The sequence below is a fragment of the Pseudomonas karstica genome (assembly GCF_009707515.1).
GTDB classification, from domain to species: domain Bacteria; phylum Pseudomonadota; class Gammaproteobacteria; order Pseudomonadales; family Pseudomonadaceae; genus Aquipseudomonas; species Aquipseudomonas karstica.
Map to the genome: position 1 here is coordinate 1 of NZ_WLYI01000036.1, position 14,839 is coordinate 14,839.

15 protein-coding genes are annotated in these 14,839 nt (G+C 59.9%); 7 read left to right on the top strand and 8 right to left on the bottom strand.

The genetic code is table 11. The annotated features are described in order from the left end of the window. Window positions 1-109: 109 nt before the first annotated feature. The 5 genes from GIR22_RS21995 to GIR22_RS22015 all read right to left on the bottom strand — a co-directional run bounded on the left by GIR22_RS21995 (window position 110) and on the right by GIR22_RS22015 (window position 5,493). Window positions 110-1,150, bottom strand: a complete 1,041-nt coding sequence (locus GIR22_RS21995; RefSeq protein ID WP_154745379.1) for an AbrB family transcriptional regulator — start codon at window positions 1,148-1,150, stop codon at window positions 110-112. Next, window positions 1,143-2,657 carry a tripartite tricarboxylate transporter permease gene (locus tag GIR22_RS22000; RefSeq protein ID WP_154745380.1) on the bottom strand — a complete coding sequence of 505 codons (1,515 nt, stop codon included), beginning with the start codon at window positions 2,655-2,657 and terminating at the stop codon, window positions 1,143-1,145. Before GIR22_RS22000 ends, GIR22_RS21995 begins: the two co-directional genes overlap by 8 nt. Before the next feature lies 1 nt (window position 2,658). Further along, on the bottom strand, window positions 2,659-3,117 hold the full coding sequence (locus GIR22_RS22005; RefSeq protein ID WP_154745381.1) for a tripartite tricarboxylate transporter TctB family protein: 459 nt from the start codon (window positions 3,115-3,117) through the stop codon (window positions 2,659-2,661). Between the two features lie 62 nt (window positions 3,118-3,179). Continuing rightward, complete coding sequence (locus tag GIR22_RS22010; RefSeq protein ID WP_154745382.1) at window positions 3,180-4,163, bottom strand: Bug family tripartite tricarboxylate transporter substrate binding protein; 984 nt, start codon at window positions 4,161-4,163, stop codon at window positions 3,180-3,182. Between the two features lie 37 nt (window positions 4,164-4,200). Then, window positions 4,201-5,493: an OprD family porin gene (locus GIR22_RS22015; protein ID WP_154745383.1), complete on the bottom strand. Its 1,293-nt coding sequence runs from the start codon at window positions 5,491-5,493 to the stop codon at window positions 4,201-4,203. A gap of 235 nt (window positions 5,494-5,728) precedes the next feature. Between GIR22_RS22015 and GIR22_RS22020 the strand changes: the two genes are divergently transcribed. Then, window positions 5,729-6,400, top strand: coding sequence for a response regulator (locus GIR22_RS22020; protein WP_154745384.1), 672 nt, complete (start codon window positions 5,729-5,731; stop codon window positions 6,398-6,400). Then, on the top strand, window positions 6,393-7,778 hold the full coding sequence (locus GIR22_RS22025; protein WP_154745385.1) for a sensor histidine kinase: 1,386 nt from the start codon (window positions 6,393-6,395) through the stop codon (window positions 7,776-7,778). The genes GIR22_RS22020 and GIR22_RS22025 overlap by 8 nt, the downstream gene beginning before the upstream one ends. A 20-nt stretch (window positions 7,779-7,798) precedes the next feature. On the opposite strand, the gene GIR22_RS22030 is transcribed toward GIR22_RS22025, so the two are convergent. Further along, window positions 7,799-8,620 (bottom strand): HDOD domain-containing protein, encoded by an 822-nt coding sequence (locus tag GIR22_RS22030; protein WP_154745386.1) that lies wholly within the window; start codon window positions 8,618-8,620, stop codon window positions 7,799-7,801. 36 nt (window positions 8,621-8,656) lie between these two features. Then, window positions 8,657-9,598, bottom strand: a complete 942-nt coding sequence (gene ygfZ / locus GIR22_RS22035; protein WP_154745387.1) for a CAF17-like 4Fe-4S cluster assembly/insertion protein YgfZ — start codon at window positions 9,596-9,598, stop codon at window positions 8,657-8,659. Between the two features lie 138 nt (window positions 9,599-9,736). Here ygfZ and GIR22_RS22040 point away from each other — a divergent pair, with 138 nt between their 5' ends. Continuing rightward, window positions 9,737-9,991 (top strand): FAD assembly factor SdhE, encoded by a 255-nt coding sequence (locus tag GIR22_RS22040; protein WP_154745388.1) that lies wholly within the window; start codon window positions 9,737-9,739, stop codon window positions 9,989-9,991. Next, window positions 9,975-10,427: a protein YgfX gene (locus tag GIR22_RS22045; protein WP_178122414.1), complete on the top strand. Its 453-nt coding sequence runs from the start codon at window positions 9,975-9,977 to the stop codon at window positions 10,425-10,427. Before GIR22_RS22040 ends, GIR22_RS22045 begins: the two co-directional genes overlap by 17 nt. On the opposite strand, the gene nadB is transcribed toward GIR22_RS22045, so the two are convergent. Next, a complete protein-coding gene (gene nadB, locus GIR22_RS22050; protein WP_154745389.1) occupies window positions 10,396-12,012 on the bottom strand; it encodes an L-aspartate oxidase in 1,617 nt (538 codons plus the stop codon). The two genes, GIR22_RS22045 and nadB, sit on opposite strands and share 32 nt — an antisense overlap. Window positions 12,013-12,481: 469 nt before the next feature. On the opposite strand from nadB, the gene rpoE reads away from it, so the two are divergent. The 3 genes from rpoE to GIR22_RS22065 are packed head-to-tail and all read left to right on the top strand — an operon-like array spanning window position 12,482 to window position 14,659. Next, window positions 12,482-13,063, top strand: coding sequence for an RNA polymerase sigma factor RpoE/AlgU (gene rpoE / locus GIR22_RS22055; RefSeq protein WP_003172477.1), 582 nt, complete (start codon window positions 12,482-12,484; stop codon window positions 13,061-13,063). A 32-nt stretch (window positions 13,064-13,095) separates the two neighbouring features. Continuing rightward, window positions 13,096-13,683 carry a sigma-E factor negative regulatory protein gene (locus GIR22_RS22060; RefSeq protein WP_154745390.1) on the top strand — a complete coding sequence of 196 codons (588 nt, stop codon included), beginning with the start codon at window positions 13,096-13,098 and terminating at the stop codon, window positions 13,681-13,683. A 16-nt stretch (window positions 13,684-13,699) separates the two neighbouring features. Beyond that, window positions 13,700-14,659, top strand: a complete 960-nt coding sequence (locus GIR22_RS22065; protein ID WP_154745391.1) for a MucB/RseB C-terminal domain-containing protein — start codon at window positions 13,700-13,702, stop codon at window positions 14,657-14,659. The last annotated feature ends 180 nt before the right edge of the window (window positions 14,660-14,839 follow it).

The following is a 14,839-nucleotide window of genomic DNA, read 5'->3' on the forward strand; positions in this document are numbered from 1 at the left end:
ACCTGTAGCCGCTGGCGTAGCCTGCGATCGGCTGCGCAGCAGACGCCTGGGGCCTTGAGATTGCTGAAGGTCCTGCGGCCCTTATCGCAGCCTCGTACCTCGACAGCGGCTACAGGGGGTTTTCCGGTTGCCGATTCCAATGCCTGAACAATGGCTCAGCCAGAAACAACACAAACAACAAACGCATCACCTGCATTGCCGTTACCAGCGGCACCGACAATTGCAAGGTTTCCGCCGTCAGGCTCATTTCGGCAATGCCGCCGGGCATCATGCCCAGGGTCAGTGAGCGCAGGTCCAGGTGGGTGAGGGCGCTCAAGCCAACCGCCGCCAGAGTGGCGAGCGCCATGGTCAAGACTGTACCAATCAAGGTCCGGCCCATGAACGACGGTGCGCGGCGAAAGAACTGGCGATTGAAGTGGCAACCCAGGCCACTGCCGATCAGCCATTGGCCGATTTGGCTGCCGCCGTCGGGCAGGCCGATGTGCAAATCCCAGGTCACGCTGGCGATGGCGCTGACCAACAACGGTCCAAATAGCCAAGGGTTGGGTTGGCGCAAACGCTGCCAGCCCCAGGCGACCAAGGCTCCCGCCGGAAACAGCAGGGCCAGCCAGGCCCAGTCGACAGGTGCCGGATGAAACTGTGGCGCGCCGCCGTCCAGCAAATACTTGAAGATCGCCGGCACACACAGCACCACCACCAGCACCCGCAAACTCTGCCCGGCCGCCACGCGGCTGAGCACCGCGCCATTGCGTGCGCCGAGGTTGACCATCTCCCCGGAACCGCCCGGCATGCTGGAAAAAAACGCGGTGGCACGATCTTCACCGCTGCGGCGCATCAACCACACGCCCACTACACTCGACAGGCTGGTGATCAGTGCACCGAAGAAGATCAGGCCGAAGTGGCTCATTACCTGCTCGATCACCACGGGCGTGAAGTGCAGGCCGATGCCGATCCCCACCACCCATTGGCCACATTTGCGACCGCCGGGAATCTCTGCCAACTGCCAGGGGGTCAGGCAACGCACCAGGATGATCGCCAGCAACGAGCCGACCATATACGGCAATGGCCAGCCGACCAGGCTGGCCAAGTACCCGCCGGCCAGGCCGACCAGCGGGGTTCCCCACCAATGTTTAAAGGTGACTTCAGACATCGGCCACGGTACGACGCTGCTGGGAACGCTTGCGCCAGATACGCACGATCGGGAACAGCAGCATCAGTACGATCAGCACCCAGACCCCGAGGGTAATCGGGCTCGACCACAAGATCTCCAGCCCACCGTTGGAGATCGACAGTGCACGGCGCAGGTTCTGTTCCATCAGGCCACCGAGGATAAAGCCCAGCAACACCGGCGACAGCGGGAAGTCCATCTTGCGCAGGATGTAGCCGAAGATGCCGATACCCACCATCAAGAACAGGTCGAAGGTAGTGGCATGAACCGCGTAGACACCAATCGCGGTGATGATCGCGATCACCGGCACCAGCGCCCAGTTCGGTACGGCGAGGATGCGGGTGAAGATTCGGATCATCGGGATATTGAGGATCACCAGCATGGTGTTGGCGATAAACAACGATGCGATCAGACCCCAGACAATGTCCGGTTGCTGTTGGAACAGCAGTGGGCCAGGGGTGATGTTGTACAGCGACAACGCGCCGATCATCACCGCCGTAGTGCCCGAACCCGGAACGCCGAGGGTCAGCATGGGCACCAAGGCGCCGCAGGCGGAAGCGCCGATGGCGGTTTCCGGAGCAGCCAGGCCGCGCATATCGCCCTGACCGAATTTACCGCTGGCGCCGGCCAGGCGTTTCTCAGTCATGTAGGCAACGGCTGATGCCAAGGTCGCACCGGCACCTGGCAACACGCCCATGATGAAACCCAGCAGGCCGCAACGAATGTTCACGGCGAACACCGCCGAGGCTTCCTTGAAGTTGAACATCATGCGTCCGGTGGCCTTCACTGCTTCCTGGCCACGGTGGGTTTTTTCCAGCAACAGCAGGATCTCGCTGATGGAGAACAGTCCCAGCACCAGCACCACGAATTGAATGCCGTCGGTCAGATGAATGTTGTCGCCGGTGAAGCGGTACACGCCGCTGTTGGCGTCGATACCCACCGCTGACAGGAACAGACCGATCAACGCGGCGACAAAGGTTTTCAACGGCTTGTCACCGGCCATGCCGCCCAGGCAGACGATGGCGAACACCATCAGTACGAAATATTCCGCAGGGCCGAAGGCAATCGCCCACTTGGCCAGCAGCGGGGCGAACAGCACCATGCCGCAGGTGGCGATGAACGCACCGATGAACGAGCTCCAGGCCGACAACGACAAGGCCACGCCGGCCAGACCTTTACGGGCCATCGGGTAACCGTCGAGGGTGGTCATCACGGTGGAGGCTTCGCCCGGGATGTTCAGCAGGATCGAGCTGATACGGCCGCCGTATTCGCAGCCCAGGTACACCGCGGCCAGCAGGATCAATGCTGACTCAGGCGGCAGCCCAAGGGCGAAAGCGATAGGAATCAACAGCGCCACGCCGTTGATCGGGCCCAGGCCCGGCAGCAGGCCGACCACGGTGCCGATCAGGGTGCCGCACAGCGCAGTCACCAGGTTGTAGGGGCTCAGCGCGACGCCGAAACCCTGGCCCAAATAGCCAAAAGTATCCATATCAGTTCTCCAGAACGTCGAGCAGGCCGAGGGGCAGTGGCACGTCCATGGCTTTATCGAACAGCAGATAAAGACCGACGCTCATCAAGGTGATGATCACCGCACCGGGCAGCCAGCGGCCGCCATACAGCCGGGCCATCGGAATGCCGATCAGCATGCTGCTGAGAATGAAGCCCAGGGGTTCGAATGTGCCGGCAAATACCAGTAGCAACGCCACGCAGATGCCAATTTTGATCAGGGTGGCGCGGTCCAGCGGTGGTTCGTCGTCGCTGTGTTTGATCGGTTGTGGACGAAACAGCATGTAAATCAATGCTAGGCTCATCAGCCCGAGCATCAACAAAGGGTAGGCCCGAGGCCCGACGGGCTCGTAGGAAAACGACGCCTGATATGGCCAGGCCATCAGTGCCAGGCACCCGCAGGCCAGCAACATCACGGCCGCGAAAATGCGTTGTAAGAGCATGTGGAACTCCTGGGCCACATACCCCTGATGCACAGGGGCGTGGCCGCGAAAACAAGAGGCGATTACTGGACCAGGCCGAACTCTTTGGCCAGTATTTTGTAGTCAGCCACCTGTTTTTTCACATAGGTGTCCAGCTCCGGGCCGGTCATGGCAAACGGGAACAGTTCGCGTTGGTCACGCAGCTTGGCGAAGTCTTCGGAGGCCAGCAGTTTGTCGAAAGCAGCTTTCCACCAGGCGTAGTCTTCATCGCTGACTTTTGGCCCGAGATAGAAACCACGCACTACCGGCCAGACGATGTCGTAGCCTTGCTCCTTGGCGGTCGGGATGTTCTTCATTTCCGGCTCGTCCAGACGCTCATTGGCGAATACGGCCAGCAAGCGCATATCGCCACTTTGGATGTGTGGCATGGAGTCGGCGATGTCGGTGCTGCCCACCTGAATATGACCGCCGAGCAGGGCAGTGGCGATTTCACCGCCGCCTTCGAGGGCCACATAGCGCAATTCCCGCGGGTTGATCCCGGCGGCCTTGGCGATCAGGGCGGTTTGCATCCAGTCCTGGCTGCCGACGGTACCGCCGGAGCCGATGACTACCTTGCTCGGATCTTTCTTCAGGGCCTGGACCAGGTCGTCGAGGTTTTTGTAGGGCGAATCGCTTTTGACCGCGATGGCGCCGTAGCTGGTGCCGACGGCCGCCAGCCAGCGTACGGCGCTTTCGTCGAAACGCCCGAATTTGCCTTGGGCCAGGTTCAACAGCGAACCGCTGGACCAAGCCACCAGAGTCCCGGCATCCGCTGGACGCTGCGCCACTACGGCGTTGTAGGCCACTGCGCCGACACCGCCAGGCATGTAGGTCACACGCATCGGCTTGCTCAGCAGTTTTTCGTTGACCAGCGCGCTTTGCGCCAGTTTGCAGGTCAGGTCAAAGCCACCACCAGGGGAGGCCGGGGCAATGCATTCCGGGCGCTTGGGCTCGTCGGCTGCCAGCAGTTGGCCGGCGAATAACAGGCAACCGGCGGTCAGGGCAAATTTACGCAGTGAAAAGGTCATGGGTGTCTCCGTCATTTGTTGTTATAGGGTGTGTCTACTACCAGAGCGCTACGCTGTAACTGACCAGCAAGCGCACTTCATCTGCATCACGGGCCGAATAGTTGGAGCGGTAAGTGGCATTGCGCAAGCGTACGGCCACATCCTTGAACGTGCCGCTCTGTACCACATACTTGACCTCGGTATTGCGTTCCCACTCTTTGCCGGTCTCGCCATTTTTGAGCTTGATGTTGTCGCCTGAAAGGTAGCGGCTCATGAAGCTCAGGCCGGGAATCCCCAGTTTGCCGAAGTCATAGTCGTAACGGGCCTGCCAGGAGCGCTCCTCGGCGCCGGCAAAGTCGTTGATCTGCACGAAGTTGATCAGGTACGGGTTACTGCCATCCACGTAGGGGAAGGCGCTGTCACCAGACATGTGCTGGTAGCCGGCGCTGAGTTTATGGCCGTTCAGAGCGTAGCTGAACAGGCCGTTGAGTGAGGTGTTGTCGATATTGCCGCCACGTGCGCTGCCGGTGTCGTCACTGATGGCCAGGCGCAGGTCGGCGGCGAAGGTACCAGGGCCCATGGGGCGCGAGGCGACAAGGCCGAGGAAGTGCTGGCGATACACATCGTCGAGTTGGGCAAAGTGGTAGCTGCCGGTGAGTTTGTCGGCAAACTTGTAGTCCACACCACCGAAGTTGAAATGCTTGCCGGTGGCGCTGCTGAGGAAGCGGCTGTTCTTGTTGTTGAGGGTGATGTCTTCGTAGTTGCTGTCGTCGCGATCCTTGACCTTATCCAGGCGGCCCCCGGTGAACACCAGGTTCTTGAACTCCTTGGACGTCAGCAGGCCACCGTTGAAGGTTTGCGGCAGGATGCGGCCGTCGTTGGGCATGAGAATCGGCAGCTCGGGGATCAGCGAGCCGATTTTCAGTTCGGTGGCAGAGATCTTCACCTTGCCGGTCAGGCCCAGCTTGGAGTACTCGCTGGCCGCGCGGCCGTCGTCGTGGGTTGGCAACAGGCCGCTGCCGGTACGGTCGGGACTGGAGTCGAGCTTGACTCCCAGCATGCCCAGCGCATCGACCCCAAAACCGATGGTGCCATCGGTGTAGCCCGATTGCAGGTTGAGCATGAAGCCCTGGGCCCATTCGTCGCGCTTGGACTGCTGGGCGCTGGTGCCGTCGCGAAAGTCGCGGTTGAAGTACATGTTGCGGGTTTCGAGGGTCGCGCTGCTGTCTTCGAAGAAGGCGGCTTGGCCTAGCGGCGAGAAACCGGCAAGGGCGGCGGCACTGGCGAGGGCGGTGGAGGTCAGGCGTGAAAAACGAACAGGCGGGCAAGCCTGCAGCTGCGAGGACAGCATTGTTGGAATACTCCCGTTATTGTTCTTATTGGATGAAAACGCATCGAGGCGTTTTTCGGGCGCTATCGGTGAAATAGCTCGGCGGACGTAGCCCACCGTGGCTGGATGCTAAAGGTCGAAGCTTTCATTAACCTTTCAGTCGCCTTTCAATGTTTTCGGGCTTCACAGTGCAGGCGTCGCCTGTAAACTCGCAGTCTTTGTGTGGTGCCGACCACCCTCAACGAGGTACAGATCCATGCGTGTCCTTCTGGTCGAAGATCATTTGCAGCTAGCCGAAAGTGTCGCCCAAGCGCTCAAGAGCACGGGGTTGACGGTCGATGTGCTGCACGATGGGGTGGCGGCGGACCTGGCTTTGAGCAGCGAGGAATACGCGGTGGCGATCCTTGATGTAGGCCTGCCGCGCATGGACGGTTTCGAGGTGCTGGCGCGCTTGCGGGCCCGTGGGAAAAATTTGCCGGTGTTGATGCTGACTGCCCGCAGTGATGTGAAAGACCGGGTGCATGGTCTGAACCTGGGCGCTGACGATTACCTGGCCAAGCCCTTTGAACTCACTGAGCTGGAGGCTCGGGTCAAGGCCTTGTTGCGTCGCAGTGTGCTGGGTGGCGAGCGCCAGCAGCAATGTGGCGCGCTGGCCTACGACCTCGATACGCGGCGCTTTACGCTGGGTGATGAGCTGCTGACCTTGACCTCCCGTGAACAAGCGGTGCTGGAGGCGTTGATTGCACGACCGGGCCGGGTCATGAGCAAGGAACAATTGGCGTCCCAGGTGTTTGGCCTTGATGAGGAAGCCAGCCCTGACGCCATCGAAATCTATGTGCACCGCCTGCGCAAGAAACTCGACGGCCAGCCGGTGGCTATTGTGACCTTCCGTGGCCTGGGTTACTTGCTGGAAGCCCGCGATGCATAAGCCCAGCAGCCTTCGCTGGCGTTTGTTGTGGAACCTGGCGCTGTTGCTGGTGGTATTGATGCTGGCCAGCGGCTTGAGCGCTTATTGGAATGGTCGCGAGGCGGCGGACACCGCCTACGACCGGACCCTGCTGGCCTCGGCGCGTACTATCGCCGCCGGACTGTCCCAGCGCGACGGTACCCTCAGTGCCGATGTGCCCTACGTCGCCTTGGACACGTTTGCCTACGACAGTGCCGGGCGGATTTATTATCAGGTCAATGATATTCACCAGAAGCTGATTTCCGGCTACGAAAACTTGCCAGGCCCTCCGTCGGGCACGCCGCGCACCGACGACTACCCGGCCCTGGCGAGTTTCTACAACGCCAGGTACCAGGGGCAGAACGTGCGGGTAGTGAGCCTGCTCAAGCCGGTATCCGAGCCGAATATGAACGGTATGGCGGAAATCCGCGTGGCGGAAACCGATGAAGCGCGGGTCAGCATGGCCCGTAGCTTGATGGCTGATACGTTGCTGCGTTTGGGCATGTTGGCCGTCGGCGCACTGTTGTTGGTGTGGTTCGCTGTCAGCGCAGCTCTACGCCCGCTGGAGCGTTTGCGCACGGCAGTGGAAGAGCGTCAGCCGGACGATTTGCGCCCCCTGCCGCTGGTGGAAGTGCAGCACGAACTGGGACCGTTGGTGCATTCCCTTAACCATTTCACCGAACGCTTGCGTGGTCAGTTCGAGCGTCAGGCGCAATTTATCGCCGACGCCTCCCATGAGTTGCGTACACCCCTGGCCGCACTCAAGGCTCGCCTGGAGTTGGGCTTGCGCGCCGAAGACCCGGCGACCTGGCGCAGTACCTTGGAAACAGCAGCCCAGGGCACCGATCGACTGACTCACTTGGCCAATCAGTTGTTGTCCCTGGCCCGCATCGAAAACGGTGCTCGGGCGATTGCCGAAGGGGGCGCGCAGTTGCTCGATCTCAGCCAGTTGGCCCGTGAACTGGGGATGGCCATGGCGCCATTGGCCCATGCCCGTGGCGTCGCCCTGGCGTTGGAGGCGGATGAGCCGGTCTGGCTGCGAGGCGAGCCGACCTTGTTGAACGAGCTGTTGAGTAACCTGGTGGACAATGCCCTGGCGCACACGCCGTCGGGCGGTAATGTGATCCTGCGGGTCACGGCGCCGGCGGTGCTGGAAGTGGAGGACGATGGGCCGGGGATTGCGCTCGACGAGCGGGACCGGGTGTTCGAGCGTTTTTATCGGAGCAATCAACAGGGAGTGGGTTCAGGGCTGGGCCTGGCGATTGTCGGCGAGATTTGCCGGGCGCATCTGGCGCAGATCAGTCTGCATGATGGCGAGCTGGCAGGGTTGAAGGTGCGGGTGAGCTTTGTCGCCGGCTGAACCGTTTTTCTGCCGGGGCGTCAGTAAAACATCGACCGCGCTTCATCCATCTCGGCATTCAAGGTGCGATTTTCCGGGTTGATCCTGAGCTTTTTGAACGCCGGCAGGGTCGACAGTGGCACAGTGGCCAGCGGGTGATCAGTGCCTTTGTGGCAGTACAGCACCGCCACCTGGACCAGGTCGATGTAGTCCAGTTTGTCAGAGTCACGGCCCAGGTCCAGGTAGTACCCCGGTACGTCCACCAGCATCTGCGGAAAGTCCCAGACCCGAAGCAGTTTGTCCCCCAGTTGCGGGTGAATACTTTCAATCACATGGTTGAGGCTGACCGGGTCGGACAGCAGCTCATAGTGATCTTCGGCATAGGTCAGGATCGGTAGCACGCCAATCTGGTGCACCAGGCCGCCGAGGGCTGCCTGGTCGGGTTGCAGTTGGCTGTGCTTGCGGCACAAGGCGTAGCTGACGCCTGCCACTTCCAGGCTACGGCGCCAGACGTCGCGCATCTTCTGCTCGATTACGTCGGATCGGGCGTGGAAGATCTGCTCCATCACCAGGCCAATGGCCAGGTTGCTGCTGTAGTTGGTGCCCAGCCGAGTGATCGCGGTGTGCAGGTCGGTGACTTCCTGGGTCGCCCGCAGCAACGGGCTGTTGACCACTTTGATCAGTCGCGCCGATAGGGCGGTGTCGCGGCCGATCACTTTGCTCAAGTGACTGATGCTGATCTCTGGGTCTTCGGCGGCTTGACGAATGTTCAGGGCTACTTCCGGTAATGTTGGCAGAACCAGGTCATCGTTATCGATGGCCACAACCAAAGCCTGTTGGACTTTTTCCGCCAGCTTGTTCATTTCTACTCTCTAGGGCGCTACAAAAAAGTATGGCGATTAACGCTGGATCTCACGATCGCGGTCCAACGAGTAGGGCAGGTCCAGCAATTGCAAACCTGGTCCTTCCAGCGTACCCACATGTACATCTCCTGCGTCTGCTGCTTCGGCTTGCAGCACTGCTAGAAGTTCGATCACTGGGCCTGCCTGGGCGGCGAGTACCACTTCCCCGATGGCGCTGTTATGGCTGGGTGAAAACAGCGGCGTACCTGGTGTGGGTAATTCGCTGGCATTCAGGCTCAGGCGATACAGGCGCCGTTTGAGCTTGCCCAGGTATTGCATGCGGGCAACGATTTCCTGACCGGTGTAGCAGCCTTTCTTGAAGCTGACGCCGCCAACGGCTTGCAGGTTGAGCATTTGCGGAATGAACAGTTCGCGGGTCTGGGCCATGACCTGGCCGATGCCGGCGCGGATCTGCCCCAGCAGCCACTGGTTCAGGTCACCTTCTCTCAATTGCGCGGCCAGTTGGTTGCGCAGGGTGTCGGCTTGCGAGACGGGTGCCCAGAGTTCGGTGCGGCCAGGGGAGACCCGAATGGCGATCAGTTCGTCGGTACGGGCGACGCTATCGGTTTCAGGTGGCAATTCCAAGCCCAGGCTGGCCAGTGCCGAGTCTGCCCCGGTCAGGCCGAAACGCACCCAAGCGGGACTTTCGTCGGTCAACTTGGATTTGGAGAACACGGCGTATTTCTTAAGGTCTGCCAGTTGTGGCTCGAGCAGTTCGCTGGCCATGGCCAGGAGCACGCCGTCACCTTGCAACAGGATACGGAAGCTCGACTGCATGCGGCCTTTCTGGGTGCAGCGGGCACCGAGGCTGGCCTGGGTGTCGCTCAGGTAATTGAGGTTGCAGGTCAGTTGCCCCTGCAGGAATTTGGCAGCATCAGCGCCGCGGACGGCGAGTACGCCTTCGTGGGACAAGGGACAGAAAAAAGCAGAGTCAGCCATGGGTCATCGCAGGTTGAAAGATCATAGGTGCATCATAGAGGGGCGCCCGGCAAATGGGTAGTTTCCATATGCCGACCAAAGCCGACTGTTCCGAGCTTCCCGGGCCTGTATACTTGCGCTCTATTTGAGGAGCGCTCCATGGTCGAAGATGTAGAACTCAATCGCCTCTACTGGCACAGCCGTCGTGGCATGCTTGAGCTGGATGTGTTGCTGGTACCGTTCGTCAAGGAGGTGTATCCACACCTCAATGATGTCGACCGTGACTGCTATCGCAGGCTGCTGGAATGCGAAGACCAGGACATGTTCGGCTGGTTCATGGAGCGCGCCGAGTCGCAGGATCCAGAGCTGCAACGCATGGTTCGGATGATTCTGGATCGTGTCCAGCCCAAGTAATAGCTTCGAATGCCGCTGGCAGGCCTCACGGCTGTTGCTGGCGGTGTATCTTCTCGCCCAACTGTTCGCGCTGGGTGCTCTGCTGGTTCTCTCTGTTCCCTTCTGGGCCGCTGTGTTGGGGGGCTCCCTGTGCCTGGTCCATGCTGTTTGGGCCCTGCCGCGTCATATTTTATTGACTCATCGTTTATCGATTCGCGGCTTGCGTCGCGATGCTGATGGCTGGCAACTGTGGAGTGCTGCACAGGGTTGGCGCAGTGTGCAACTGCGTCCCGATAGCCTGGCTTTGCCACTGATCGTGGTACTGCGCTTTCGGGTGCCGGGAGAGTGGCGGGTGCGGTCGATCTGTGTACCGAGGGATTCGCAGGTCGCCGATGTGCATCGACGCCTGCGGGTGCGCTTGAAGTTCAGTCGCTGTAGGTGGCTGGCACCAGGATAGTGTCCCGGGCCTCAGGCAGCATTTGCGGGTAATCGAGGGTGTAATGCAGGCCTCGACTCTCCTTGCGCTCCATGGCTGAGCGAATCATCAGTTCGGCGACCTGGGCCAGGTTGCGCAACTCGATCAGGTCACGGCTGACTTTGTAGTTGCTGTAGAACTCGTCGATTTCGTCCAGCAACAATCTCACCCGGTGCTGCGCTCGTTGCAGGCGCTTATTGGTGCGCACGATTCCTACGTAGTCCCACATGAAGCGCCGCAACTCGTCCCAGTTGTGGGCGATGATCACGTCTTCATCCGAGTCGGTAACCTGGCTGGCGTCCCAGCGTGGCAGGGCGTCGGGAACCTGGATGCGCGGCAATTGCTCGAGGATGTCGGCAGCCGCCGAGCGGGCGTAGACGAAGCATTCCAACAACGAATTGCTGGCCATGCGATTGGCGCCATGCAGGCCGGTGAAGCTGGTTTCACCGATGGCGTACAGGCCGGGCACGTCGGTGCGGCCTTGCTGGTCGACCATGACACCGCCACAGGTGTAGTGCGCCGCCGGGACTACCGGGATCGGACCTTTGGTGATGTCGATATTGAACGCCAGGCAGCGCTCATAGACCGTCGGGAAGTGGGTCTTGATGAAGGCTTCGGGCTTGTGGCTGATGTCCAGGTAGACACAATCGATACCCAGGCGCTTCATCTCGTGGTCTATGGCCCGGGCCACGATATCCCGGGGCGCCAGTTCGGCCCGTGGGTCGAAGCGTTGCATGAAGCGTTCGCCGTTGGGCAGTTTCAGGTGCGCGCCCTCACCGCGTAGAGCTTCGGTGATCAGGAAGCTCTTGGCTTGGGGGTGATAGAGGCAGGTGGGGTGGAACTGGTTGAATTCCAGGTTGGCCACCCGGCAGCCTGAACGCCAGGCCATGGCGATACCGTCGCCGCAGGCGCCGTCGGGGTTGCTGGTATAGAGATAGACTTTGGCCGCGCCGCCCGAGGCCAGGATGGTAAAGCGGGCACCGTAGGTGTCGACTTCGCCGCTGCCACGGTTGAGGACGTAGGCACCGAGACAGCGTTCGCCTGGCAGGCCCAGGCGCTTTTCAGTGATCAGGTCGACGGCGACTCGTTGCTCCAGCAGTTCGATGTTGGACCGCTGTCGCGCTTGGGTGAGCAAGGTCTTGAAGATAGCCGCCCCCGTGGCATCGGCGGCATGAATAATGCGTCGATGGCTGTGGCCGCCTTCGCGAGTCAGGTGAAACTCGAAGCCGCCGTCGTCGCTGCCGGACTCTTCGTCCCGGGTGAAGGGTACGCCTTGGTCAATCAGCCACTGGATGGCTTCGCGGCTGTGCTCGACGGTGAAGCGCACCGCGTCTTCATTGCACAGGCCGCCCCCAGCGTTAAGGGTGTCTTCGACGTGGGATTGCACGGTGTCGGTGTCATCCAGTACGGCTGCGACACCGCCTTGGGCCCAGAAGGTCGAGCCATTGGCCAGGTCGCCTTTGCTCAGTACGGCTATACGCAGATGGCTCGGCAGGGTCAGCGCAAGGCTTAAGCCTGCCGCTCCACTGCCAATAATCAGGACATCGTGTTGAAACTGTTGGCTCATTTGAAGGATTCCGCAAAAAGCGATCCGAAGGGTTGGCGCAAACAGGACACCTGGATCGGCGAATCAAAGGGTCGCACGACCCACTAGTATATAGAGGGGGGGATCGGCACAATAGCGGGGATTCGTGGCATTGTGAGACTACGGTCAACGAACTGCACGGCTTTCAGAAAACGGCCCGGTATTGATACGGGAACTTTTTGCATAAGTTCCGACTCAATAGCAGGTTGCCCGAAAGCTGGGAAAACGTTGGAATTGCTGGCCGGCCTGGAACATGAGGCGTGTCAGAAAACCGGCGACAAGATTATTCGCGCAGCCGGCGTTGCCCGTGCTGCGTTTTTCGCGTGTGCCAAATCAGTGTGCGCCGGAAACTTGCTTGGAGGGGAGAACTTTTGCGAAAAGCCCGAGTCTATGTTTGCAAGCCTGATCGTTTAGTTATGCAAGTCTCCTCCAGGCACAACGAGGAGTGTTCATGCTAACCCAGGAAGAGGATCAGCAGCTGGTCGAGCGTGTTCAGCGCGGCGATAAGCGAGCATTTGATCTGCTAGTGCTGAAATACCAGCACAAGATTCTCGGGTTGATCGTGCGATTTGTGCACGACACCCATGAAGCCCAGGATGTTGCGCAGGAAGCCTTTATCAAGGCCTACCGCGCACTTGGTAATTTTCGCGGTGATAGTGCGTTTTACACGTGGCTATACCGCATCGCCATTAACACGGCGAAGAACTATCTGGTTTCTCGCGGCCGCCGCCCACCAGATAGTGATGTGAGTTCGGAAGATGCAGAATTCTACGATGGTGATCACGGCCTCAAGGATCTCGAGTCGCCGGAGCGTGCATTGCTGCGCGACGAGATCGAGGGCACCGTCCATCGAACGATTCAGCAACTGCCAGAAGATTTACGTACGGCATTAACTTTACGTGAATTCGATGGTCTGAGTTACGAGGACATTGCGAGTGTCATGCAGTGTCCGGTGGGGACCGTTCGCTCCCGGATTTTCCGGGCTCGGGAAGCCATCGATAAAGCCCTGCAACCATTGTTGCAGGAAAACTAAAGACAGCGGCGACAGCCAAGAGAGGAACCGCCATGAGTCGTGATGCCCTGCAGGAATCGCTGTCCGCAGTGATGGATAACGAAGCGGATGAACTGGAGCTTCGTCGGGTGCTCAACGCATTTGATGACGCCGAAACCCGTGATACCTGGTCTCGTTACCAAGTCGCTCGGGCGGTGATGCACAAGGATCTACTAATCCCTCGTCTGGATATTGCTACGGCCGTTTCTGCTGCGCTGGCCGATGAAGCTGTTCCGGCCAAGGCAGCCCGCGGCCCTTGGCGTAACCTGGGGCGTCTGGCAGTGGCTGCCTCGGTGACCGTCGCTGTACTGGCCGGTGTTCGTCTGTACAACCAGGACGAAATCGCAGGGGCCGAACTGGCCCAGCAGACCCAGCAACCGGTTATGGCCGGTCCGCAGGTCAAGGGGCCTGCCGTACTGGCTGGCTATAAGGAAAGCACTGACACTACCGGCCCGATGGCCAGTGGTGTGCTGCAAGGTCAATCCGGTTGGCAGGATCAGCGTCTACCAAGCTACCTGCGCCAGCACGCCGAGCAATCGGCGCTCAAAGGCTCCGAAAGCGCTCTGCCATACGCCCGCGCTGCAAGTCTGGAAAACCGCTAAACCGCTAAGGAGCCTTATGCGCGCCATACCGCTCCTTGCGCTTTTGCTCAGTGGCTGGTTTGCAGTACCTGCCCATGCTGACGAAGCCCAGGACTGGCTGACTCGTCTTGGGCTTGCCGAGCAGCAGCAAAGTTTCCAGGGCACCTTTATCTACGAGCGTAACGGCAGTTTTTCTACCCATGACATCTGGCATCGCGTCCAGGATGGTCAGGTTCGTGAACGGTTGTTGCGGCTCGATGGCTCCGCCCAGGAAGTCGTGCGTGTCAATGGCCGTACCCAATGTGTCAGTGGTACCTTGATTGCCGGATCTGGCGATTCACCTGACTCCCACGCCCACGCCCTTGACCCACAAACACTCAAAGCTTTCTACGACCTTGCCGTCATTGGCAAGTCGCGTGTTGCTGGCCGTAATGCCGTCATCGTGGCCCTGGCGCCTCGTGACCAATACCGCTATGGCTTTGAGTTGCATCTGGACCGTAAAACCGCACTGCCCCTCAAGTCCTTGTTGCTCAATGAGCGGGGGCAGCTACTGGAGCGTTTCCAGTTCACTCGGTTGAATACCTCCGTTGTACCTGACGATCCCGGGCTGCAGCCCAGCAGCGAGTGCCTGCCGGTGGCAGCCTCCAGCGATAAAGAGCAGCAGGTTGATACACCTCAAGCTTGGCGCCTGGATTGGTTGCCTCCGGGCTTCAAACTGACTAATAGCCACGCCCGCAAGGACTCCCAAACCAACGTTGTCGTCAACAGCCTGATGTATGCAGACGGGTTGGCGCGCTTCTCGGTATTTTTCGAGCCGCTCAACGGGGCGGTGGCGACTGAGAGTCGGACTCAACTGGGGCCGACGGTGGCTGTGTCACGACGACTGGTTGCTTCGGAGGGTGAGGTGATGGTGACGGTGGTCGGTGAAATTCCGATCGGTACTGCTGAACGGATTGCTCTGTCTGTACGCCAAGGTGCGGCGCCCGCCAAGTCGTGAGCCGTTAATCCTATGTTCATCCTGACATTTCACCGTTGCGCAGGAGGAAGTCGGTGCCTGTGTCCCAGCTGAGAATATGAAATGTCTGGACAGTATTTTCACTTGCAAAATGTTCCCATGTTTTTTATAGGTCAGAGTTTCTCGGCTCTGGCCTTGTTTTGTTCGTGGAACAAAAATGTC